Annotated in this window: 15 protein-coding genes; all 15 read left to right on the top strand. The window is 54.7% G+C overall.

The window, feature by feature from the left end; translation table 11 throughout:
* The first annotated feature begins 210 nt into the window (after positions 1 to 210).
* The 15 genes from FPL14_RS09000 (at position 211) to FPL14_RS08930 (ending at position 24385) form a co-directional block, all read left to right on the top strand.
* Positions 211 to 3330 (top strand): hybrid sensor histidine kinase/response regulator, encoded by a 3120-nt coding sequence (locus FPL14_RS09000; RefSeq protein WP_182302665.1) that lies wholly within the window; start codon positions 211 to 213, stop codon positions 3328 to 3330.
* Positions 3327 to 4460, top strand: a complete 1134-nt coding sequence (locus FPL14_RS08995) for a response regulator (RefSeq protein WP_182302664.1) — start codon at positions 3327 to 3329, stop codon at positions 4458 to 4460. The genes FPL14_RS09000 and FPL14_RS08995 overlap by 4 nt, the downstream gene beginning before the upstream one ends.
* Before the next feature lie 174 nt (positions 4461 to 4634).
* Positions 4635 to 9548, top strand: a complete 4914-nt coding sequence (locus tag FPL14_RS08990) for an S-layer homology domain-containing protein (RefSeq protein ID WP_182302663.1) — start codon at positions 4635 to 4637, stop codon at positions 9546 to 9548.
* A gap of 337 nt (positions 9549 to 9885) precedes the next feature.
* Positions 9886 to 11193 (top strand): InlB B-repeat-containing protein, encoded by a 1308-nt coding sequence (locus FPL14_RS08985; RefSeq protein WP_182302662.1) that lies wholly within the window; start codon positions 9886 to 9888, stop codon positions 11191 to 11193.
* A 137-nt stretch (positions 11194 to 11330) separates the two neighbouring features.
* The gene (locus tag FPL14_RS08980; RefSeq protein ID WP_229263958.1) at positions 11331 to 12629 is read left to right on the top strand and encodes an S-layer homology domain-containing protein; all 1299 of its coding nucleotides are present in this window, start codon (positions 11331 to 11333) and stop codon (positions 12627 to 12629) included.
* A 2-nt stretch (positions 12630 to 12631) separates the two neighbouring features.
* Positions 12632 to 13036 (top strand): S-layer homology domain-containing protein, encoded by a 405-nt coding sequence (locus FPL14_RS08975; RefSeq protein WP_182302660.1) that lies wholly within the window; start codon positions 12632 to 12634, stop codon positions 13034 to 13036.
* 534 nt (positions 13037 to 13570) lie between these two features.
* A complete protein-coding gene (locus FPL14_RS08970; RefSeq protein WP_182302659.1) occupies positions 13571 to 14443 on the top strand; it encodes an SMP-30/gluconolactonase/LRE family protein in 873 nt (290 codons plus the stop codon).
* A gap of 39 nt (positions 14444 to 14482) precedes the next feature.
* Positions 14483 to 15334 carry an aldose 1-epimerase gene (locus FPL14_RS08965; protein WP_182302658.1) on the top strand — a complete coding sequence of 284 codons (852 nt, stop codon included), beginning with the start codon at positions 14483 to 14485 and terminating at the stop codon, positions 15332 to 15334.
* 2 nt (positions 15335 to 15336) lie between these two features.
* Positions 15337 to 16764, top strand: a complete 1428-nt coding sequence (locus tag FPL14_RS08960; RefSeq protein WP_182302657.1) for a glycoside hydrolase family protein — start codon at positions 15337 to 15339, stop codon at positions 16762 to 16764.
* Between the two features lie 16 nt (positions 16765 to 16780).
* Entirely contained in the window at positions 16781 to 17740 is a 960-nt protein-coding gene (locus FPL14_RS08955) for an ABC transporter permease (protein WP_229263850.1), read from the top strand.
* Positions 17741 to 17755: 15 nt separating this feature from the next.
* On the top strand, positions 17756 to 18628 hold the full coding sequence (locus FPL14_RS08950; protein ID WP_182302656.1) for a carbohydrate ABC transporter permease: 873 nt from the start codon (positions 17756 to 17758) through the stop codon (positions 18626 to 18628).
* A gap of 55 nt (positions 18629 to 18683) precedes the next feature.
* Positions 18684 to 20201 carry an extracellular solute-binding protein gene (locus tag FPL14_RS08945; RefSeq protein ID WP_182302655.1) on the top strand — a complete coding sequence of 506 codons (1518 nt, stop codon included), beginning with the start codon at positions 18684 to 18686 and terminating at the stop codon, positions 20199 to 20201.
* 144 nt (positions 20202 to 20345) lie between these two features.
* Positions 20346 to 21098 carry an SDR family NAD(P)-dependent oxidoreductase gene (locus FPL14_RS08940; protein ID WP_182302654.1) on the top strand — a complete coding sequence of 251 codons (753 nt, stop codon included), beginning with the start codon at positions 20346 to 20348 and terminating at the stop codon, positions 21096 to 21098.
* Between the two features lie 27 nt (positions 21099 to 21125).
* Positions 21126 to 22286 (top strand): galactonate dehydratase, encoded by a 1161-nt coding sequence (gene dgoD, locus FPL14_RS08935; RefSeq protein WP_182302653.1) that lies wholly within the window; start codon positions 21126 to 21128, stop codon positions 22284 to 22286.
* 11 nt (positions 22287 to 22297) lie between these two features.
* On the top strand, positions 22298 to 24385 hold the full coding sequence (locus FPL14_RS08930) for a DUF6259 domain-containing protein (RefSeq protein WP_182302652.1): 2088 nt from the start codon (positions 22298 to 22300) through the stop codon (positions 24383 to 24385).
* Positions 24386 to 24417 lie beyond the last annotated feature (32 nt).

Raw genomic sequence — 24417 nt, 5'->3', positions numbered from 1 at the left:
TTCAACATCGGGATCACCATCCTCGTTTGTTTTCTTGTCTTTCTTGTCTTGATTATAAATCTAATTCCCATGCAATAATGTGAATTAAATCACAATATCAAAAAACTCTATGCCTCCGCTTCATTTTTTCTGCGCATAACAACCAACTCTAAGCATTCTCAAGTGTATAATATCCTTATGATGATTTGGGGAAAAAGGGAAACGGACTCCATGAGAAAACAACTGTCGGTACTGATCGGCATGATGGCTGTTTTCGCCGTCGTGATGTCGCTGTTTATTTATGAATGGTTGAACCCCACGTTTCAGTACCCGGAAGCGCGGGAAGGGGTGCTGGACGCCAGACAATGGGATTTTGCAAAGCAAGGGATCGTGCCGTTGCGGGGAGAGTGGGAGTTCTACGAGAACAAGCTGCTGACTCCGCAAGATTTCCGCACAAGCGTCAAGACACTTGAGGCGGAGCGCCGAATCGTTCGCGTTCCCGGAGGGTGGAAGGGTGTCGTTTCCTCCGGCAGCGGTTATGGCGCGGGTACGTACCGTCTGCGAATCGAGGTTCGCGATCCTGATTTTTATAGCCTGAGAGGCAAGAAGATTCGCATGTCCAGCCACATCTATATGGACGGATCGGATCTAGGCGCTACCGGAAAACCGGAATTGTCGGCGGATCGATTCGTACCTAGCAATCTTCCGTTTTTCGGTACGATTAAAGCGGATACCGACACCATTGACGTTATCATTCAGATAGCTAGCTACCGCTATCTGGAAGGCGGATTGGTGCAAGCGCCGGAATTCGGATTAACCGACGATGTAATGGCCAGGCGCGATAATGGCCGTCTGGCGGATATGATCGTCATCACCGCGCTGCTGGTATTCGGGATGTATTTCGCAGGTACGTTCAAACAATGGAAGAAAGAGCCGTATCTCTTCTTTTTCAGTTTGTTCTGCTTGTCATTAGGGTTATTCTTCAGCATCGACAACGAGATTGTCATGGCGACCCTGTTCCCGGGGATCCCCTTCCTGTTGCTGCAGAAAATGCTCTTCATCCTGCCTTACGTATCCGTCTTCTCGTTCACTCTCTATGTCTATCTGTACCTGGACCTTAAGGGGAGCATGGAATATAAGTGGCTGAGACGGGTCTCTTACGTCTATTTAATCTTATTGGTCGGCTTGCCGAACGACTACTTGGTCGATATTCTTTGGCTCGGGATCGTCCTGCAAGCGGTCGCCTTCGCGTTCATGATTCGTTGGATTTTTCGTTATCGGAGCGGCGGGGTGCAGGTTTACTATATTTTGCTCGGTCTATTTTTCCTTATCATTAGCTGGGCGTATGCCCAGACGCGCTATCAGCTAGCGTTGGACAACCCGTATTATATGATCGTCACGCCGCTGCTTCTCGTTCTATCGCAATCGTTCCTCATGTCGGACCGGATGCGCGACGCGTTCGTGCGGAACGAACGATTGGCCGAGCAACTCATCGCGTACGATCGGCAAAAAGACGAGTTTCTCATCCATACGTCCCACGAGTTCAAGACGCCGCTGCACGGCATTATCAATCTGGCGCAGGTGGTCATCGACCAGGGCGGCCAAGAGATGGCGCACCGGCATCGCGACAATCTGAACTTCATCATTGCCCAAGCGAACCGGCTGTCAACGCTGGTGAATGATATTATCGATTTTCAAAGCTTGCGGAGCGGCAGCCTGACGTTCCACAATCGGTACTTCGATGTCAGCGGCACGGTGCAGGCGACGCTCGAAGCGTTGACATTCATGCGCAGGAACGATCAAGTACGGCTGGTCAACCAGGTTCCGCCGGGAACCTATTATTTGTTCACCGACGAAAACCGCCTGAAGCAAATTCTCGTGAACCTGGTCGGCAACGCCCTCAAATTTACGGAACGGGGAAGCGTAGTGGTGGCCGCGGAGTCGCGAGAAGGCTGGCTGGGCTTGACGTTCGCGGACACCGGCACCGGGATGAGCGAGGAGCGGCAGCGGGGGCTATTCAAAGCCGATCTGTTCGAAGGCGGCGGAGAGCCGACGGTTTCGATGTTTCAATCTTCCGGTCTAGGTCTGAAAATATCGAAGGCGCTCGCGGTGCAAATGGGCGGCGATCTGGAGTTGGCGTGGTCGGAGCCGGCAAGAGGTTCCGTGTTCGAGCTACGGCTGCCGGAGGCGTCGGCAACGCAAAGGGAATCGGAGACCGCCTGGGCGGAAGCCTCTGTCGCCGTGGAGTCGCCGATACTTTTCAAGGCAAGCTCGCCGAGGGCGGAAGAGACGTCGCCGCAAGCGATGGAAAGACCCGGCAAGGTCAAGATTTTGCTGGTGGATGACGATGCCTCCAATATCAAGGTGCTGCAGGAGTTATTCGCATCGAGTCGCTATCGCGTTCTCGCGGCGTACAACGGAGCGGACGCGCTCAAGCTGATTCAGCGGCATCGCGACGATCTGTCGCTTGTTCTGCTCGATGTCATGATGCCCGAGCTTTCCGGGTATGAAGTATGTAGGCGAATCCGGGAGGAGAACCCGCTCTACAAGCTGCCCGTTCTACTGCTGACGGTGCGCAGCTCGCCGGCCGATATCGCGATGGGCCTCGAGGCGGGGGCCAACGATTTTCTGGTGAAGCCGTTCAGCGGCAAAGAACTGCTGGCCCGGGTGCAGACGATGCTGCAAATGAAGGAAGCCGTCGAGCAGGCCATTCGCATGGAGTCGCTGTTCCTGCAATCGCAGATCAAGCCGCATTTTATATACAATGCCTTGAGCGGCATTATCTCGTTATGCTATAGCGACGGCGCTCGGGCAGGCAAGCTGCTGGGCGAATTCAGCAACTATTTGCGGCTCAGCTTCGATCTGGACCCCCGGCATGCCAAGATCAGCTTGAAGCGGGAGCTGTCGCTTACCAAATCCTACGTCGAGCTGGAGATGGCCCGTTTCGGCGCGAGGCTGAATGTGGAATGGGAGGTGGATGTCCGGACGGAGACGTTGATTCCGGCGTTGATCCTGCAGCCATTGGTCGAAAACGCGATTCGCCACGGCATCATGAAGCGGTTGTCGGGAGGCACGGTGGTCATTCGGGCGAAGCTGGAGCCGCAGGGGCTGCATATGGCCGTTCAAGACGATGGGGTCGGCATGAGCGAAGAGCAGCTGGATCGAATCGTGAAGCCGGAGCGGCTGGAAGGAAGCATCGGTCTGATTAACGTGCATAAGCGGCTGTTGAACGAATACGGGCAGGGCTTGCGGATCGAGAGCGTTCCGGACAAGGGCACGACCGTCGCCATCTTGATTCCTTCCCGCGCGGGAACGGCCGGAGCAGACGGAGAGGGGGACGACGCAGGATGATGAGAGCGATTGTCGTAGACGACGAACTGCTCGTTGCCGAGCAAATCGACAGAATGCTGGTCCATGCCGGCGTGAAGGTATTGGGGCGCTGCGTGAATCCGCACGAAGCGCTCGGAATGGCGGCAGAGCTGCAGCCCGATGTCCTGTTTCTGGATATTGAAATGCCGGAGCTGAGTGGATTGGAAATCGCGGAGCGGGTGTACGCGGACAAGCTCGACATGGAGGTCGTGTTCATTACCGCTCATAATCAATACGCGATCGACGCATTTCGGGTGAATGCGCTCGATTATTTGCTAAAGCCGGTGATGGAGGAGGATTTGGAGCGTTCGCTGGAACGCGTCGGCAGAAGACGGCAGCATCGCGGAGGCGCCGTCGGCAGCGGTGGACAACGGACGGCCGTCGCCGCGTTGTTCGGCAAGTTCACGCTGCATATGGATGATGCCCTTGAACCGGTTCGGTGGGTAACGGCCAAGTGCGCGGAGTTACTCGCGTATATGCTGTTGCAGTCTTGGGAAAAAGAGGTCAGCAAGTGGGAGCTGTTCGAGGTGCTCTGGCCGACCCAGAACGAGGAGAAGGCGGGCATCAACCTTCGAAGCACGGTCAGCCGAATCAACAAGACGTTACGGGACTGCCGCTCGGGAATGGCGCTGGCTTCCGTCAAGAACGGCTACAGGCTGGCTTTGTCCGATGAAGCGCTCTCCGTGGACGCGGCGGAATTGGAGCTTTTCGTGCTAGGGGCCGCCGAGCCGAACGCGGGCAATCTGGCGTATGTCGAGCAGCTCGTTCTCCGCTGCAGCCGACCGTTCCTGCAAGAATTCGACGGCGCCTGGTGCGAGCCTTACCGCAAGCGGTATCGCCAATATTTCCTGCACTTGGGGCAAAAGCTGCTCTTGTACTACGAGAAAACCGAGGCGGAGCCGCTCAAGGCGCTGCGGTTGGCCGATCTGCTGGTCGAACACGACCCTTACGACGAATCGTTGCGGGAAGCGGCTCTGAAGCAGCACCATCGCTTCGGCGGTTCCCAACGCGCGGCCGCCTACTATGAAGCATACGCCGAGTTGATCCATACCGAACTGGGAGCCGTACCGGGCGACACGCTTACCGCGTTGCTTCGCAACTTAACGGATTAACCCGATATCGCACGAAGGAGCTCGTTATCCTAACGGGTTCCTTTTTGTTTTGCAACAATTTTGCAACATCGTTTCCCTTATAATGTCACCGTGTGAGCTTCACAGCGATGACGGTCACGTGGACGATCTCGCGGGACTTGAGGAAGAACGACCATCAGGAGAGGAAGATGCGTTTTGATCCCGAAGAAGAGTCAAGAAAAGAGTCAAGAAAAGAGAAAGAATAAAGATAGAATTCGAAGAACGGCTTATCTACTGCTCGCGGTTATCCTATGGATACCGCTTCTTTCAAGCGGTGGCGGCAAGGCTTGGGCAGCGTCCGGCTGGTCGTTCATCGACGGCGGCGGACCCAACGGTCTTAACGTAAATTCAGCTAATAGGGCCGAATATCCCGCCTTGGCCGTATGGAACGGCGAAGTTTATGTCGCGTGGCAAGAAAAAGTCGTTCCGGGCGTAACCGCAAATCAGATTAGGGTCAAGAAATATAACGGAACAGGCTGGATAAGCGTCGACGGCAATGGCCAGGATGGCATCAACGTGAACCGGGGCAAATCGGGAACGAGACCGACGATGGCGGTATTCAACGGAGCTTTATATGTCGCATGGGTCGAAGAGGTTACATCGTCCCAAGGTCAAATTCGGGTCAAGAAATATAATGGCGGCTCGAGCTGGGAAAGCGCCGAAGGAAGCGCGACCGGAATTAACGACGATCCGACAAAGGATGCTAACTTTCCTACATTGATTGAATATAAAAATGCCCTATATGCCTCGTGGTCGGAAGCGGGTAAAGTTCGCGTGAAGAGGTATATAGGCGCTGAGTGGGCGAGCGTCGACGGAGGTGCGAACGGATTAAATATAGAACCGAACAACGGCGCGGCTTTTCCTGCTTTAGCCGTATTGGGAAATGATTTAATCGCGGTATGGTCGGAATTGAACGGGAGCATTTACCAGCTCAGGGCGAAAAAGTTCAACGGCACCAGCTGGACGCCGATCGATGGAGGCGCCGCGACCGGGTTAAATATAGCGACCGGGAGAAGCGCGTACTACCCGTCGTTAGCGGCGGCCGATGGCGCCTTGTACGTAGCTTGGCATGAACCGGCAGATTCGACGACGGACGACCAAATTCGGGTTAAGAAATACGATGGCAACGACTGGACAAGCATTGACGGCAACGGAACGTATGGACTCAACGTAATTCCCGGTATCCGAGGCTACTACGTGAAATTAGCGGTCGTTAATCATGAAGTCTATGCAGTGTGGTCGGAATATACGGGCGCGGGCGGCGCTAATCCCATATTCAAGATTCGCGCGAAGAAGTATAACGGTTCGGATTGGAAGAGCGCCGAAGCCGGCTTAAACGGTTTTATCGTGGATCCGACGAAGGCTGCCTTTTTTCCTGCCATAACCTCGCTAAATAATGCGACATTCGTAGCGTGGCAGGAGAAGAACAGTACGATTGAACAAGTTCGGGTAGCCTTCTTGCCGCCTCCGGCCGTCAATAGCGTAACGGTGACTCCGAGTCCCGTTACCTTAGCGCAAGGCGGAAGCAAGCAACTTAATGCTACGGTAGACGCGTCGGGAGTAGCAGAGACGACGGTCACGTGGACAAGCAGCGACTCCAATAAGGTGGCGGTGAGCGGCACGGGTAATGTCACCGTTGCGGCGGACGCCGCGCCGGGCGATTATACGATCACGGCGACATCTACTTTCGATAACAGCAAAATAGGAACGGCGACGATTACCGTCACGCTTCCTACCGTTAACAGCGTGTTGGTTAGCCCGATTAGAGCTAGCATTACGCAAGGCGGAAGCAGGCAATTCAGTGCTGTAGTAAGCGCGGTGGAAGGAACGGCAACGACGGTCGTATGGACCAGCAGCGACTCTAGCAATAAAGTAGCGGTAAGCGGCACGGGTAACGTCACCGTTGCGGCGGACGCCGCGCCGGGCGATTATACGATCACGGCGACATCTACGGTCAATAATAGTAAAAAAGGAACGGCGACGGTTACCGTCCTCGCAACGCCTGCAATCAACAGCGTAACCGTCACTCCGGGCATCTCCAGCGTAGCGCAGGGCGGAAGCAAAAAGCTCACGGCTTCGGTAGACGCGGTGGGAGGGGCGGCGACGACGGTCGCGTGGACCAGCAGCGATGTTACCAATAAAGTGGCGGTGAATAGCTCGGGTAATGTGACCGTGGCGGCGGACGCCGCGCTAGGCGATTATACGATCACGGCTACATCAACGGTGAATAGCGGTAAAAAAGGGACCGCGACGATTACGGTCACGGTAGCGCCAGCGGCGGAGACGACGCCGGCGGCGGAAATCGACTATGCGGCGGAACAGCTGACGGGACTGGTGCCGAACGGCGCCTACACCATTAACGGTACGCCGGTGACGGCGGACGGCAGCGGCAAAGTGGCGATCGACGGCAGCTGGATTGGCGCGACCGTGAACGTAGTGAAGAAGGGCAACGGCACGACGACGACCGACAGCGCGGCGCAGACGTTGAGCCTGCCGGCTCGCCCGGCGACGCCGACCGCAGGGAAGACGGACGAGACGTCCGCTAATGGAAGCGACGGGACGTTGACGAACGTATCTTCGGCGATGGAGTACAAGAAGGGAAGCGGCAACTGGACAAACATAAGAGGAACGAGCGTAACGGCGCTGGCGCCGGATACGTACGCCGTGCGCGTCAAAGCAACGGCTTCGGCCTTCGCATCTTTAGCGCAGACGGTAACGATCGCGGCATTCATCGCTTCGCCGGAACCGACGCCGACGGCGGGGATCGATTATGCGGCGGAGCAGCTGACGGGACTGGTTCCGAACGGCGCCTACACCATTAACGGTACGGCGGTGACGGCGGACGGCAGCGGCAAAGTGGCGATCGACGGCAGCTGGATTGGTGCGACCGTGAACGTGGTGAAGAAGGGAAACGGCACGACGACGACCGACAGCGCGGCGCAGACGCTGAGCCTGCCGTCCCGTCCGGCAGCTCCGGTTGGTATAACCGTGACGGATATCACCTATCGCGGAGCTAATGACGGTTCTATTCTCAACGTAAATCTCGCGATGTCTTATAAAATAGGGAATACGGAAACATGGACGAATATAACCGGTACGTCGGTTGTCGGGCTAGCGCCTGGCATCTATGATGTACGGGTAGATGCAACAGAATCGGCGTTTGCCTCCATCCCCGCTCGGGTAACCCTCCATGACTCGGATGCAACCATTCCGGAGGCGCCGAATGTGAGTGCCGACGATGCGAGCAATGCGATTGTCGGTTTGGACACTACGATGGAATTCTCGGTCGACGGCGAAGCCTACGTCCGATATGACGGAACCAACATGCCGCAACTGAGCGGCGAGCATACGGTTCAGGTGCGGGTGGCTGCCAGCGGCTCCGTTCCGGCGGGACCGTCAACTACGCTGATCTTCACGACGAATGCTTCCGTTCCGGCTGGAGGTTTGACGGTAACCGCAATAGATCCTAGCGGCGCGGCAAACGATGGCAAAACCCGAATTGAGGTAACGCCTACCGCCGACGGTGCGCACCGGTTGGTCTACTTCAACTTCGGCAGCGGCACCGTAGACGTGCCGAATGTCGGCGACACGCTTAGCGGTTACCTGAACGTGCCAAGGAACCGCTTGATCCCGGCTGCGAACGGCGACAAGATCGGCGTAGCCGAGGTAGACGCGCAAGGACAAGTCGTGAAGTTCGGTCAAACGGCAGCGAGTGTTATCGCCGAACAGACGGTTACTCAGCCTACGAACGAATCTTCGGCCGGGACGACAGGTCCGAACGAATCTTCGACCGGAACGACAAGTCCGAACGAAGAGTCGGTCGACGTGCTGGTTAACGGGAAGGTTGAAAGTGCGGGCAAAGCAACAACGACGGAATCGGGCGGCGTCAAGACGACGACGATCGCCGTTGATCCGGCCAAACTGCAGGCGAAGCTGAATGCGGAGGGCGCGAATGCAGTCGTCGCCATTCCGGTCAAGTCTGCGTCGGACGTCATTGTCGGCGAACTGAACGGCCAGATGGTTAAGAATATGGAGGACCTCTCGTCGACGCTCGTTCTGCAGACGAACAAGGGAACCTACACATTGCCGGCCCAGGAAATCAATATTGACGAAATAGCCCGCAAGCTCGGCGGCAACGTGAAGCTGGCGGATATTCAGTTGAAAATCACGGTTGCGCAGACGCCGGACGCAATGGAAAGAGTAGTTGAGAACGCGGCGGCGAAGGGCGAGTTCTCCGTTGTCGTGCCCGCGCTCGACTTCAAGATCACGGGAACCTACGACGGGAAAACGGTCGAAGTCACGACATTCAACGTCTATGTCGAACGCATGGTGGCTTTGCCGGACGGCATCGACCCGAACCGAATTACAACGGGCATCGTCGTTGACGCCGACGGCACGGTGCGGCACGTACCGACCAAGATCGTTCTCGTAGAAGGCAAATACTATGCGAAAATCAATAGCGTGACTAACAGCACGTACACGGTCGTTTGGCATCCGCTCGCTTTTGCCGACGTGGAGAAGCATTGGGCCAAGGAAGCGGTGAACGACATGGGGTCGCGCCTCGTCATCCATGGCGTGAACGAGACAACGTTCAATCCGGACGCGGACATCACCCGCGCCGAGTTCGTGGCGATAATCGTGCGCGGATTGGGACTGAGGCTGGGCGAGGGGGCGCAGAGCTTCGGCGACGTCGCAACGGACGCTTGGTATACGGGCGCCATTCAGACGGCCGTAGCCTACGGTCTGGTCACGGGCTTTGAGGACGGCACCTTCCAGCCGAACGCCAAGATCACGCGCGAGCAGGCAATGGTTATCATCGCCAAGGCGATGAAGCTGACAGGTCTCGCCAAGGCAACGGGCGCAACCGATAAGGATGCTGTGCTCGGCAAGTTTGCGGACGGCGCCAATATGGGAACGTGGGCCAAAGACAGCATCGCGTTGGCGGCCAAGGCAGGGCTGATCAGCGGACGAAGCGGCGGCAAGTTCGAAGCCAAAGCCAATGTCACCCGCGCCGAAGCGGCGACGCTGATCCAGAGACTGCTTAAGCAGTCGGATCTCATTAATGAATAAGGCATACGCTCCGACTTTTAAGTTGCGTCAAGCAGCGGCCATATCGGCTGCTTCATTCTTTACGATGTACTACTTTAGGAGGACTACAATTTCCTATCATTCGAATTATGATGGTTTCTGACCTTGAACGGAAGCAAGCAGTCCTCGAAATGATAACGGCGTACGCAACCTATACTCACTCCTTATCCCGGTCGTTGCGCCGACAGCGGTTATAGCGAAAATGGTCGAAAACACAGCGGCATGAGGAACGTTTAGGGAGCAAAATTTGTCGGTATAAGGAAGTATCCAATTCATCACTCTACCTCGGATCCTACACACAGAAAAGGAGCTTGTTCGAATGTTTTCAAAACCGTATCGTCGCATCCTCGCCGTCCTCATGAGTTCTCTCGTATTTTTTACGTTGTCCGTACCCGTTTCTTGGGCCGCAACCGCTCCGGACTGGAGCAATTGGAATTACCCGATAGGGATTACTAAAGATTCCGCAGATCGAGTCATCGTTGCGGATTACGATGCCCATGTCGTCCGAATTTTTAATAGCAACGAGAGCTTGAATCAAATTCTGGGCATTGCCCAAAGCGCCGGATCCGACAACACCCGGTTCAAAGGTCCGATTTCGGTTGCCGTTCACCCTGTCACGAAAAGTTTATATGTATTGGATCGTGAAAATATACGAATTCAAATTTACGGCTATCAAGATGCATCCGGTTTATATAGTTACTCCGGCACAATCCCTCTGGAGTCTACGATTCAAAACGCACGTTCCATTACAATCGATGCATCCGGTACCTTGTTTGTAGCCCAAGATAATAGTATTTTAATTATTTTTCCTGACCAGTCTACTCAGACAATTACGGGATCTTCCGTGATAGGCGCCGCTGGGGATGGGGCAGGCAATCTATACGTTACCCGATATTGGGAGCATACGGTCGCGAAGTACTCGTTAGTTGGCGGATCTTACGTCTATCAATCCATTTTTGCCGGTGTTGCAGGACAAAGCGGAAATGACAATACCCACTTAAATAATCCTGATTATGTGTTTGTCGGCCCTGATAATAAGGTATATGTTACCGACTCGGGACGAACGCAAGTTTTTCTCCCTAACGGCTCCTTGGCGATGAGCCTTATGCCTACGAACAATTTCAGTCCATCCGGCGTATTTGCCGATGGAGATGGAATATGGGTATTGGATACGCAATCCCGCGGGGTTTATCAGTATAGTATTTCCGGGGATTTGATAAAGCGCCTGGGAGAGCGGCATGTCGTCGCGTACGCGGCGGGATCGAACGGCGCGCTGAGCGGCGGCACGAGCGAGATGGTTGCCGAAGGCGGCAGCCCGGCAGCGGTGCCGACCGCGACGGCGAACAGCGGGTACGCATTCGCGGGTTGGAGCAGCGACGGAGGGGCGACGCTGCTGACGAAGGCGCAGGTCGAAGCGACGACGGTGACGGCATCGATTACGTACACGGCGTATTACATGCAGAACACGCATGTTGTCACGTACACGGCGGGATCGAACGGCACGCTGAGCGGCGGCACGAGCGAGATGGTTGCCGAAGGCGGCAGCCCGGCAGCGGTGCCGACCGCGACGGCGAACAGCGGGTACGCTTCGCGGGTTGGAGCAGCGACGGAGGGGCGACGCTGCTGACGAAGGCGCAGGTCGAAGCGACGACGGTGACGGCATCGATTACGTACACGGCGTATTACATGCAGAACACGCATGTTGTCACGTACGCGGCCGGATCAACGGCACGCTGAGCGGCGGCACGAGCGAGACGGTTGCCGATGGCGGCAGCCCTGCAGCGGTGCCGACCGCGACGGCGAACAGCGGCTACGCTTCGCGGGTTGGAGCAGCGACGGAGGGGCGACGCTGCTGACGAAGGCGCAGGTCGAAGCGACGACGGTGACGGCATCGATTACGTACACGGCGTATTACATGCAGAACACGCATGTTGTCACGTACACGACCGGATCAACGGCACGCTGAGCGGCGGCACGAGCGAGACGGTCGCCGATGGCGGCAGCCCTGCAGCGGTGCCGACGGCGACGGCGAACAGCGGCTATGCGCTCGCGGGTTGGAGCAGCGACGGAGGGGCGACGCTGCTGACGAAGGCGCAGGTCGAAGCGACGACGGTGACGGCATCGATTACGTACACCGCTTACTATTCAGCCGTTGCGTCAAGCGGCGGCTCCTCCGTATCCGCAGGGCCGTCTACGCCGACGCCGACACCGAAGCCGACGACAGAAGTAAATGTGCTCGTTAACGGCAATCCGGAAAACGGCGGTACGCTGACGACCAAACAGGTAAACGGGCAATCCGTTACGACATTTATCGTCGATCCGAATAAGCTGGAGAATCGGTTGTCGAATGCAGGGCAAGGAACTGTCATTAAGATTCCGGTTAAGCTTCAGTCCGATGTGGTGATCGGGGAGTTTAACGGCGAAATCGCCCGAAGCCTTGAACGGAAAGAAGCAGTCCTCGAAATTGAAACGGCGTACGCAACTTACACGTTGCCGGCGGTGCAGATCAACCTTAACGCAATATCGGATCGAATAGGTAAGGGTGTCGCGCTCTCTGATATTAAAATCCTTATCTCGATCGGCGCGCCGACAGCGAATATGGCGAAAGCGGTCGAGAACGCTGCGGCGAGAGGTACGTTCAGCCTTGTTTTGCCATCGCTTGATTTTACGGTCAAAGCGGTACATGAAAATACAACGATCGATGTAAACAAGTTTACGGCTTATGTAGAGCGCACGATTGCGATTCCGGAAGGCACGAATCCGAACAAGATAACGACTGGCGTTGTAGTCGAGCCCGATGGAACGGTACGTCACGTGCCGACGAAAATCGTCGTTGTCGATGGTCGGTATTACGCGAAAGTAAATAGCATGACGAACAGTACGTACTCTTTAGTCTGGCATCCGGTCGAATTCAAGGACGTAGCCGGCCACTGGGCTCAAGAGGCCGTCAACGATATGGGTTCGCGGATGGTCATCAGCGGCATTGGCAGCGATCTGTTCGATCCGAACCAGAATATTACGCGCGCTGAATTTGCGGCGATTATCGTACGGGGCTCGGGCTGAAGTTGGAAAACGGAGCTTCTCCATTCTCGGACGTCAAGGGTGCGGAATGGTATGCCAGCGCGATCCAAACCGCTTATTCGTACAAGCTGATCGACGGTTTGAACGACGGAACCTTCCGTCCAACGGACAGCGTTACGCGGGAGCAGGCCATTGCTATTCTTGCGAAGGCGATGGAGATTACGGGCTTGAAGGCGAAGCTTCCTGCCGTGGAAGCAAGCGAGTCGCTGCGTCCGTTCGCAGATGCGGACAGCGTATCGAAGTGGGCGCAACCCGGAATGATCTCATGCCTGCAAGCAGGAATGATTAGCGGCAGAAACGGAACGCAGCTTGCTCCGAAAGCATTTATAACGAGAGCGGAAGTGGCTGAGATCGTGCAAAAGCTGCTGCAAAAATCCGAGTTGATATAAGTATTGCGAACGAAATTGGCGATATGGGACGTCCCAAGTCGGTACGGCCCTCTCGCATTTTCTGGCGAAGCGCCTTGACTGTACCGCTGAGTATCGATGGCCTCAATTAAGTGCAAGTGCTACGGACATTCAAGCCATGTGGAGTACGTAGTGTTATTATTTAAGTAGAAACATATCAAAGCCGCATTTACCTAACTCGTGAAAGCTCAGGCGTTGTTATCGCTTGAGCTTTTTTTGAAAGAAAATTCCCAGAACGTAATTGGATTTAGACAATAATTCTGAATAACCGGAGAATCCACTATCACTGGATACTACGATTTTGTTTTGGAGGCGGATATAAGTTTCCTACAGCTCCATATATAACGCATGTGAACCCCCTATAAAAATAAGAAAACGGAACCTTATTGAGGTTCCGTTTTCTTGTTGGGGGCCGGTCGGTTACCAAAAGAAAGCGTTGACATAATTATCGAATTGTATATAATCATAAATATAATAATACAATATAAACGATTGTATACTATATGGAGGGGTCAAGTGAACCTGGAACTCATACTGGACGCACAGGCGACTCTCGGCGAAGGACCGTGCTGGGACGAGACTTTGAACGGCTTGTGGTGGGTAGACATCGTGGAGAAGCAATTGCATTGGTTTGATCCCGCCACGAGTCTGAATACAACGATCCAACTCGAGCAGCAGATCGGCACGGTAACGCCGCGAAATGCTGAAAGCGTTATCGTGGCGCTGCAGGATGGCATCTACGAATTGGATTTGCGCACTCGACGCTTGCAATGCCGGGCGAAGCTGGAGAACGAACGGACCGACAATCGATTTAATGACGGCAAATGCGATCCGGCGGGGCGCCTGTGGGTGGGAACGCTGAATATGGGCGGCGTGAAAGAAGCAGGCTCGTTATACCGCCTTAATACGGACGGCCTCATGGAGATTGTGAAGTCTGGTGTAAGCGTATCTAACGGGTTGGGATGGAGCCCGGACTGCACGAAGATGTATTGGATCGATTCGCCGACGAAGGAAGTAACCGAATTCGATTACGATCCAACCGCGGGCATCATCGATCGTCCGCGTAGCGTCGTTCGTTTTCGCGAAGGGCACGGCGTTCCCGACGGAATGACGACGGACGAGGAAGGGATGTTGTGGATCGCCCATTGGGACGGAGGTCAAGTATCGAGATGGAACCCCCGAACCGGGGAGATGCTGGAGTCGATTTCCGTACCTGCTCCGCGCGTTACCTCGTGCGTATTCGGAGGGACGGACAGGCAAGATCTCTATATTACGACGGCGAGAATCCGGCTGGACGAACAGGCGCTGCGGCAGTACCCCTATTCCGGCGGCTTGTTCCGTCTTCGAACCTCGGTCAAGGGCATGAGGACGAATGCGTTCAAAGGCTGAGCGGAAAGAGTCAAATTTCAAGGCAGGATGGGATAACGGATGCTGGAAAACGGTCTTCATTTAGCGTCGGGACACTGGAGAGCGACGGTTTTGCCGGGCTTCGGCGCCAATACCGTACGCCTTCGCTACAAGGATCAGGAAATTTTACGTTGTCCCGACCGGATAGAGCATCTCATGGCGAACCCCCACGTCTACGGCATGCCGCTGCTCTTTCCCCCCAATCGGGTGGAGGACGGGACGTTCGACTTTGACGGAAGAACTTACCGCCTTGAGATCAACGAGCCTAAGAATTCAAACCACATTCACGGTGGCATGGCGGACGCTCCATTTACGATCGTACGGGCAAGCGGGAACGAGGCGGTATGCGAATATGAGAATCGGGGGGAACGCTATCCGTTTCCCTTTCGGATGACGGTCTCGGCATCCTTGAACGAAGATGGTTTTCGCCAGGAGATTGCCATCTTGAATTCCGGCGACACCGACATGCCCGTTATGTTGGGCATTCACACGACCTTCGCCGAGCCAAGCTCGTTCCGCGTGCCTATCGGGCAACGTTGGGCAACGAACGATCGGCATTTGCCAACCGGCCGGATGCTGGAGCTTACCGAGCGAGAGCGAGAATACCGCGAAGGCTGCCGTACCGGCGGAGAGCCGATCTCCGGTTACTATACGGCTACCGAACAAGAGGCGAAAATCGGCGGTTTTAGTTACTGCACATCGGATCATTTTACGCAATGGGTGTTGTTCAACGGTGGAGGCGGCAAGGGATTCCTGTGCGTAGAGCCGCAAAGCGGACCAGTCAACGGGCTGAATCGCTCGGACGGTTATCTACGATTAAAAATAGGGGAAAGCGCGCGGTTCTGGACCGCCGTTTCCCGAGAAGGAGCATGAGCATGGCTAAGGTACACATCGACACTTCGAAGACGGTAAGAGAGCGGCCGCGCCTGGAAAGCTATCAAAACTCGACGCTGCGCTACGCGCCGCCGGCCGATTTTCCGGAATTCTGGGCGGAGAAGCATGGCCGTCCTCGCATTATGCGCTGCTGGGTGACGCTCGACGAGGTTTGGGACTACCGTACGGACGAATACTTCTGGAATTACCGGATAGGGGTTAACCGCTATCAGGACGATCCGCAGCATCACGAGTACGATTGGGGCTCGACGGTGCCTTCCGAGGTGGACGTTCAGGATTATTTGTCCGCGCACAGCCGGACCAGCGAAGAAATCCTGCTCAATCTGCGGAGATACGAGAAGGAAACACAGCTGGGAATCGTCTCCTTGGACAAGTACGAAGAGGTTGTCGAGAAGGTCATCGAATATTACAAAAACCTCTATCCCAACATCCGTTACATCGAACCGTGCAACGAGAGCGACTATGTCTGCTTCGGAGGCATCGATACGGAACATTACTACAAGCTGTACCAGCGCGCCTATAGGGCGGTCAGAAAGCTGAACGAGCGTTATGCGTACGCGGTTCCGCTGGAGATCGGCGGCATGGCCATCAATGCCGTAATGGACCGTCCGCATCTGTGGCGAGAATTCCTGCAGCAATTGGCGAATGATAGTGACGAGAACCGTCAAATCAACTACTATTCCATGCACGATTACGATGGCCATCCGAGACGGATGAAAATATTTTACGAAATGCATCATGCGTGGATCAAGGAGCTTGGTCTGCCGGATCTTCCGATTTTCGTCGATGAATACGGTTTCACGCAGACGACGGGCATCTGGACGGACAGTTTGAGAAACGCTTCCGGGGTTCTCTCGGCCATGATCTTGTCCACGCAGTTACCCGGCATGCATATTTTCCCGTGGTGCACATTCCACAATCCGTCCTATCAGATGTCGTTCACGCAATACTTGCTGCTGGAAGACGGACAATACGCTTCCACGCCTAACGGAAACGCAATGCGCATGCTTAGCATGCTGAAGAAGAACGAGTTGGAGACGCAGGGCGAGCAGCAGTATCAAATCATTGCCACGGGTGACGAGACCGGTTATGCCGTACTGGCGACGAATCCGACCGACAAGCCGCTAGCCGTTGATCTGATGCTGCGCCAAATCCGCTACGATCATGTGACGATAACGGAATATCGGGTCGATGCGCTGAATAATAACCGGCTTACCGGACCGGTCTGCACCGAGCTAGGGCTGACGAACCGCTGGAACGAGTGGGTGAAGGGGCCGGAGCAAGGGGTCGACATCCGCCAGGTGTTAGAGCCCTACGGATTTACGCTGTGGTTGGTGGAGCCTTATAAGATTGCTTCTCCGCTCCCGACCACTCACTCCTTGAACCTGAGCGTCAACGGAGTCCAGTAAGAAAGGAGGAACCAGATTGAAGGATTCGACCGGAACGCTGCGGCGCGGTAAGGAATCGGCCTTGTTGCAGAAGCTTGCCGCCATCAGGAAGGACAAGCTGCTCTATTTGATGGCCTTGCCGGGCATACTTTTTTTTTCTCGTATTCATTACGGGCCGATGTACGGCTTGATCGTCGCGTTTAAGGATTACAACATTTATCAAGGCATTTTTTCCAGCGAATGGGTCGGGTTGGCCAACTTTCAGGATTTGTTCGAGTCGTCGGGGTTTAGGAGGGCGCTGCTCAATACGGTAATTATCGGCTTCTATCAATTGATCTTCGTCTTCCCCGCACCGATTATATTGGCCATTATGATCAATGAAGTGATGCATACGCGCTTCAAGAAGTTCGTACAAACCGTTATTTATTTGCCGCATTTCGTGTCCTGGATCGTCATTGGCGGCATTCTGTACGCCATATTGTCGCCGACGACCGGTATTGTCAAAGAAGTGGCCGATTGGTTCGACCTGGGCGATTCCGTGATCAACCTGATGGGCAGCACCGAGTATTTCCGCAGTATTTTGATATCTTCAAGCATCTGGAAGGAAGCCGGCTTCGGCACCATCCTGTACTTGGCTACGATCGTAACGATCGACCCTTCCTTGTATGAGGCGGCCAAGGTGGACGGAGCGAACAAGTGGCGTCAGCTCTGGCACATCACGCTGCCGGGTCTGCGCACGACGATTGTCATTCTGCTCATCTTCCATGTCGGCAATTTCCTTAATGTTGGACTGGAGCAGGTGTACGCGCTATACAACCCTGCCGTCTACGAGGTCGGAGAAATTTTGGATACTTACTTGTTCAAGCTCGCGTTCGAAAGTGCGAAGTACGATCTGGCGACGGCTTCCGGGCTGTTCAAATCGTTGGTGGGATTGACCCTTGTGCTGTTCACCAACTATGTGGCGAAGAAGATCGATCGGGACAGCGGCTTTATCTAAAAGGAGGAAAACGGTATGAAAAAACAACCGGTCAGATGGGGGCTCGGACTGCTTTATTTCCTCCTGGGCCTGATCTCGGTCGCGACCTTGTACCCGTTCTGGCACGTTCTGATGTATTCCATTAGCGATCCGAAGCAAGCGATGGGCGGGGGGCTGTTCCTGCTGCCGCGAGGCTTTGCGCTCGATTCGTACGAAATGCTGTTCCGCAACTCCTTGATCTTCGACGCATATTCCAATTCCTTGTTCCGCCTGTTCGTGGGGACATTGGTTAACGTTACGTTGACGGCGATGCTGGCCTATCCGTTGTCGATCCGCAGATTCATGGGAAGGACGCCTATTACACTGCTCATTTTCTTCACGATGCTGTTTAACGGCGGCATGATTCCGACCTATTTGCTGGTCAACGGTCTGGGACTCGTGGACACTCTGTGGGCGTTGATCGTTCCGTCCGCGATCAGCGCATGGAACTTCTTTATCATGAAAAATTACTTTCAGGGTCTTCCGCCGGAGTTGGAGGAATCGGCCAACATAGACGGCGCTTCGCCGCTTCGCACCCTGTTTGCGATCATTCTTCCGGTGTCTATGCCGGTCATCGCTGCCATCGCCCTGTTCTACGGCGTGTGGCACTGGAACTCTTACTTTGACGCGGTGCTCTATCTGCATTCCCAGGATAAGCAGATTTTGACCCTATTCCTGAGATCGATGATGAATTTCAGCGCAACCGAATCGACCCGTTCGATGAGCGATTCGATGATGATTGCCAACATCTCGGAGGAATCGGTCAAGATGGCGACCATCATCGCGACGATGCTGCCGATGCTGCTCATCTATCCGTTTCTGCAAAAGTACTTCGTTAAGGGGGTGCTTATCGGCTCGGTGAAAGGGTAAGCCCGATTGGAAGCGGCAAGTCAAATACGTATTGAGGCGATCGAGGAGGGTCTATATGTTCAAGGGGAAAAAATCCGGAATTACGACTCGCGGTATTGTTGTCTTGTTGATTATTGCATTGCTGACAGCTGCGTGCAGCAAGAATGAACCGGCTTCCAACAAGGGGAATTCCGGCGGAGAATCAAAGGAAGCTCCGGTCGTGAAGGCCTTAATGAAGAAGGCGACCGATTTTCCGGAGGATAATGCGGTCATTCAGGAAATTCGCAAAAAATCGGGAATCGATCTTCAGGTACAAACCGTGTCCTACGACGATTACGAGAAAAGACTGAACACGCTGCTCGTTTCCAACGATGCGCCGGATATTTTTACCGTAAACGCCACGAAGATCAAGGAACTAATCGACAATAAAGCGATTCTTCCCTTGAATGAGCTGCTGGAGAAGAACGGCTCCAACATTACGGAGAACAGAGGGGACGATCTGAAGGGCGGCGCGTATGTCGATGGACAGATCTACGGAATTCCGGAGGGGTTTGCGACCGGCAACTCCTTGGCGATTCGCAAGGACTGGCTGGACAAGCTGAATCTGCCCGTGCCGACTACCCTCGATGAGTACGAGAAGGTGCTGAAGGCGTTCGTCAATGACGACCCGGACGGCAATCAGCAGAAGGATACGATCGGACTAGGGCTATCCGTCCAGGTCATGGAGTCCTGGGTGCACATCTTCGGAGCGTATAACGTTCCGATGGGCAGACAGGTGATGGTGGACGGAAAAGTAACGCCTTGGATGCTGGCTCCCGGCTATTTGGACGCAGTCAAGTACTTGAATAAGCTCTATCATGAGGGCCTGGTCGATACGGAATTTATGACGATTCCGTCTCTGCAATCGTACCAGAAGTTATGGAACGGCAAGATCGGCGCTTATAACTTCAACGCGGACGGCATTACGCAAAACTGGCTCAGCCGTTACACGGAGAAACCGTTGCCGGAATTCGTCTATACGCTCATTAAAGGTCCGGACGGCCATGGCGGCTACCTGGATCCGAATCTGGCCAACAGCCCTAGTTATACAGTTATCTCCAGCAAGTCGAAAAACCCCGAGGCGGCCATGCAGATGTTGAACTTCCTAGTCAGCGACGAAGGGGACGCGCTAACCTGGGCGGGCGTCGAAGGCATTCATTACGAAAACAAAGACGGCAAATTCCAGTGGATTTCGCCTTACGAGGATGCGGTGAAGCTGCGCGATTCCGGCGGTTACGTCTATTCCGTGCTGCTGAACAAAAAAGACGGTATGAGGGAATCGCTGTTCAACGACGTGACCAAGCAAGGCCGACAGCTGGCCGCCGACAATCTGATCGAAGAGGTCAAGCTGTTCACGCTGCCGCAGGTTCAGATTGATAAGGGCACGATTCTAAACGACATGGAAAAAGAGTTCAGAACGAAAGCCATCCTGGCATCCGGCGATATCGACCAGTTGTACGAAAGCTTTAAGCAAAAATATTTGGCTGAAGGCGGAAACGAATGGATTGAGCAGGCTACGGAAATCTATGCGGAAGAGCAGGCGACCAGAAAATAAGCGGCGCACTCTAAGCAAATAGCTTGTCTAGCCGATAGGGAGAGCGGGAGTCGGCGCGGCATACCGCCGGCTTTCGCTTTTCAACGGCTCGCGGTACAGCCGGAACATGCACGAGGAAAGACCTCGCGGAGGAGAGGATAAACCGTGTTCGAGCTTAACGGGAAAACGGCGCTGGTAACGGGTTCAAGCAAAGGTATTGGCAAAGGAATTGCCCTTGGATTGGCAAAGGCGGGCGCAGATATCATTCTCAATTCGCACACCTCGGAAGACGACCCGGAAGCGACGATCCGCCAGATCGAAGCGTTGGGTAGGAAGGCGCATTTTATTCAAGCGGACGTCACTTCGGAGACGGAGGTTGCAAGCCTGTTCGAGCAAATCGATCGACATTGCGGCAGGCTGGATATTCTCGTTAACAACGCGGGCACGTCCCGATCGGAGTCGATTATGGACACGGAGCTGGATAGTTGGCGGCACGTGATGGATACGAATCTGACGAGTTGTTTTTTATGCTCGAAACAAGCGATGGAAAGAATGGTTCGCCGTTCGTCCGGGCGGATCATTCAGATTAGCTCGGTTGTGGCGCATCAGGGAGCGGTGTTCGGGCATGTACATTACGCGGCGACCAAGAGCGGCATGCTTGGCTTCACGAAGTCGCTTGCGCGCACGGCCGCGCCCCATGGCATCACCGTAAACGCAGTAGCTCCTGGCATTATCGATACGGAGTTGCTGCGCAACACTCATGGAAAGTCCCGGTTGGACGAATTGTCCCGCAATGTTCCGTTGGGCCTTGGAACGGTGGAAGATGTTGCGGCGGCGGTCGTCTTTCTGGCCAGCGAGGAGGCGCGCTACTTGACGGGGACTACGATTGACGTCAACGGCGGGCTTCATTACAGATAGAAACCTACAGATGGCGAGGGAAACCAGGTGAGAATTACGGATGTGGAGATCTATACGGTTTTTTGCTATCGTACGAATTGGGTTTTCGTCAAGATATTGACGGATGAAGGAGTAAGCGGAGTTGGCGAAGCGACGCTAGAGTATAAAGAGCAAGCCGTGGTGGGCGCGATCGAGCATTTAAAGCAGTATTTGATCGGGAAAGATCCGACGCAGATCGAGCTTCACTACCATCAAATGTATCGCGACGCCTACTGGAGAGGCGGGCCGGTTCTCATGTCGGCTTTAAGCGCCGTCGAAGCCTGCCTATGGGACATTAACGGCAAGGCGCTCGGCGTTCCGGTGCATCGCTTGCTGGGCGGGAAGTATCACGACAAGGTGAAAGTGTACGCCAACGGTTGGTTCGCGGGCGCTTCCAGTCCGGAGCAATTCGCTTCCGCTGCGCAAAGAGCGGTGAAACGGGGCTTCAAGGGGCTTAAATGGGACCCGTTCGGCAAGGCGTACATGACCATCTCCAACGAGGAACTGGAGAAGGCGCTGGTGTGCATCGATGCCGTACGCTCTGCCGTTGGCCCGGATGTCGACTTGTTTATCGAAGGGCACGGTAGATTCAATGTGCCTTCCGCGATTCGGATCGCGCGCGAGATCGAGTCGTTTAAGCCGGTTTGGTTCGAAGAACCGATACCGCCGGATAATCTGGATGCGATGGTACAGGTGAAAATGAAATCCAACGTAGCGATTGCCGGAGGCGAGAGACTATACTCCCGTCACGCCTTCCGGGAAGCTCTGGAGAAGCGGGCGCTCGACTTTGTTCAACCGGATGTCAGCCATGCGGGCGGGCTGCTGGAATGTCGCAAGATTGCATCCATGGCCGAAAGCTATTATATTCCGTTTGCTCCCCACAATCCAAGCGGTCCGATCGCGAATGCGACGACGCTGCAATTGGCCGCGTGTACGCCGAACTTTTTCTACTTGGAGATTATGGAAACAGACGTGACGTGGCGACAACAGATGACCGACGAGCAACTGGTATTCGAGGACGGCTATATGCATATCCCGGATCGTCCCGGACTGGGCATTGAGCTCAATACGGAAGAGGCGCGCAAGCATCCTTACGTGCCGAAGGATTTGAGACATTATACCGGCGCATTGACCGATATCCGTCCGCCAGAGACGTTACCTTACTTCTAGGAGGCAACTTGATGTTGTATGAATTGACGAATGACCAATTATCCGCGAGGTTCGACGAACGGGGAAAGTTGACGGGGCTTGCCAGTCGGAAGACTACTTTCGGGAATGTCATCTCTTCGCCCGCAGAGGGAAGCTTCAAGCTCGTATTCAAACGGGGGGATGATTGGGAAAATGCGGTTTGGGGCAACGAGCAGTCCTATCGGGTTACCCAAAGGGGCAACCGTCTTGAATTTGCGGCCGACAGCTTGTACGTTCGCGGTTCATCGGCGGACATCTCGATCAAGCTTACAGTCGAATTGCAGGATGATCGGCTGATCTTCGGAGCGGTAATCGACAACCGCGAGGATGTGTTGATCACCGATTTCGAATATCCGAACATCGGTATTATTCATTCGTTGTCCGGCGGCAAGCCCTCCTTGTACTGGCCGCAGCAATGCGGGCAGAAAATTACGAATGTCGCCAAGCATTTGGCGGATATGACGGAGACGCGGGAGAGACATTCCAATACGCTTCGTTTGAATTATCCCGGAGGTCATCCATACGGCGGAAGCATGCAATGGATGGCGCTGGCTGACGGCGACCAAACGTTGTACCTGGCCGGTCACGATTCCGAGTTCTACGTTTCGGAGCTGCTCGCCAGAGGAGGGAGCCGTTATGATAACGGCGTCGTGCTGACGCTGGAAAAAATGCCGTTCGTGAAGCAAGGGGAGACTTGGACGTCGCCGTCCTCCTTGCTTATGCTGTATACCGGAAGCTGGCACCGCGGCGCGCAAGAATATGCGGAGTGGTCGGCATCCTGGCGCTATGAAGCAAAGACGCCTCAATGGGTTAAAGATATGAAAGGCTACTTTCTGGTCATCAACAAGCAACAATTCGGCACGGAAATGTGGAAATACGACGAGCTGCCGCACCTGTACGAGCTCGCGCAGGCGCATGGCTTCGACACGCTCGGCTTGTTCGGCTGGTACGACAGCGGCCATGACAACCAGTATCCGCATGTGAATGCCGGACAATCTCTGGGAGGAGTAGAAGCGCTCAAGTCGAATATTAAAGAGGTACAAGCTGCGGGCGGCAAGGTAACCCTGTATCAACAGGGGCATCTGATCGATATTTCATCTGACTTCTACAAGAACGGCGGAAATCGGCTCGAATCCAGAAGCCGATGGAATGCCCCCTACTATGAATTTTATAACAAGTCGCATGAAAGCTCGTTCCTAGACAGCTATACGAGCAAATCCTTCTCGATCTCCTGTCCGTCCTGTCCGGAATGGAGAGAGCTGATGAGGGAGAAGACGGATTTCATTGCCGACTTTGGCGCGGACGGAGTGCTGTTCGACCAAATCGGCGGCATGCCGGCGTATCCATGTTTTAACGAGGAGCATCCGCACGAGAAGGGCAAACCTTCTCTGTCCATGTCCCAAGGCCGAATGAAGCTGCTCGAAGACATACAGACCCGTACCAAGGAATTGGATCGGGAGTATGCGTTTTTCACCGAGCATGTGACGGATTTGTATTCCGGGTATGTGGATTGCCTGCACGGCATGTTTGCGGAACCCTTCAGGGCATCCGGCCGCAAGGATACGGAGGCGAATGACGAGATCGTCGAACGCTTGAATTATCCGGAGCTGTTCCGTTATTGCTTCCCGGATACGGTCGTGACGATCCGCAATCCGTACCCGTATATCGCGCCGCGCACGGCGAATTACGCGTTTGCCTTCGGGCTGCGGTACGAGCTGGAAATTCGTTACGCGCAAGACCGGGAAGATCTTCTGGCGGATCGCTATGCGAATTATCGCGAGTATGCGAAGCAGGTGACGGAGCTTCGCGCCAAGTATTGGCATGTGCTGGGTCACGGCAAATTTCAGGACGGAGACGGCATCGTAAATCGCGCTCCGGATATGATCGCCAAAGCTTATCGAAAGGATGGACTGCTGGCGGTTGCATTGTGGAACGATACGTCCGAAGCCGTCGCTCCTGCGATTGAGGCGGCCGGCTGCCGGCTTGTCGAGGTATCCACGATCGAGGGAACCTTCGCTTCAATGCCGCATACGCTGGCTCCGCAACAAATTGCTGTGGCATTATATGAAGACGGGGTATAACTGTCAGTTCTAATCGCCGGAAAAGAGGGATT

Origin of the sequence: Cohnella cholangitidis, assembly GCF_014107495.1 — a bacterium.
Taxonomy (GTDB): Bacteria; Bacillota; Bacilli; order Paenibacillales; family Paenibacillaceae; genus Cohnella; species Cohnella cholangitidis.
The sequence above is the reverse complement of the archived record's forward strand: the minus strand, read 5'-3'. Positions and strand labels throughout refer to the sequence as shown.

Coding starts and splice junctions, on each gene's coding strand:
- FPL14_RS09000 (WP_182302665.1), top strand. CDS start 211: ATGAGAAAACAACTGTCGGTACTGATCGGCATGATGGCTGTTTTCGCC.
- FPL14_RS08995 (WP_182302664.1), top strand. CDS start 3,327: ATGATGAGAGCGATTGTCGTAGACGACGAACTGCTCGTTGCCGAGCAA.
- FPL14_RS08985 (WP_182302662.1), top strand. CDS start 9,886: ATGTTTTCAAAACCGTATCGTCGCATCCTCGCCGTCCTCATGAGTTCT.
- FPL14_RS08980 (WP_229263958.1), top strand. CDS start 11,331: ATGGCGGCAGCCCTGCAGCGGTGCCGACCGCGACGGCGAACAGCGGCT.
- FPL14_RS08965 (WP_182302658.1), top strand. CDS start 14,483: ATGCTGGAAAACGGTCTTCATTTAGCGTCGGGACACTGGAGAGCGACG.
- FPL14_RS08960 (WP_182302657.1), top strand. CDS start 15,337: ATGGCTAAGGTACACATCGACACTTCGAAGACGGTAAGAGAGCGGCCG.
- FPL14_RS08950 (WP_182302656.1), top strand. CDS start 17,756: ATGAAAAAACAACCGGTCAGATGGGGGCTCGGACTGCTTTATTTCCTC.
- FPL14_RS08945 (WP_182302655.1), top strand. CDS start 18,684: ATGTTCAAGGGGAAAAAATCCGGAATTACGACTCGCGGTATTGTTGTC.
- FPL14_RS08930 (WP_182302652.1), top strand. CDS start 22,298: ATGTTGTATGAATTGACGAATGACCAATTATCCGCGAGGTTCGACGAA.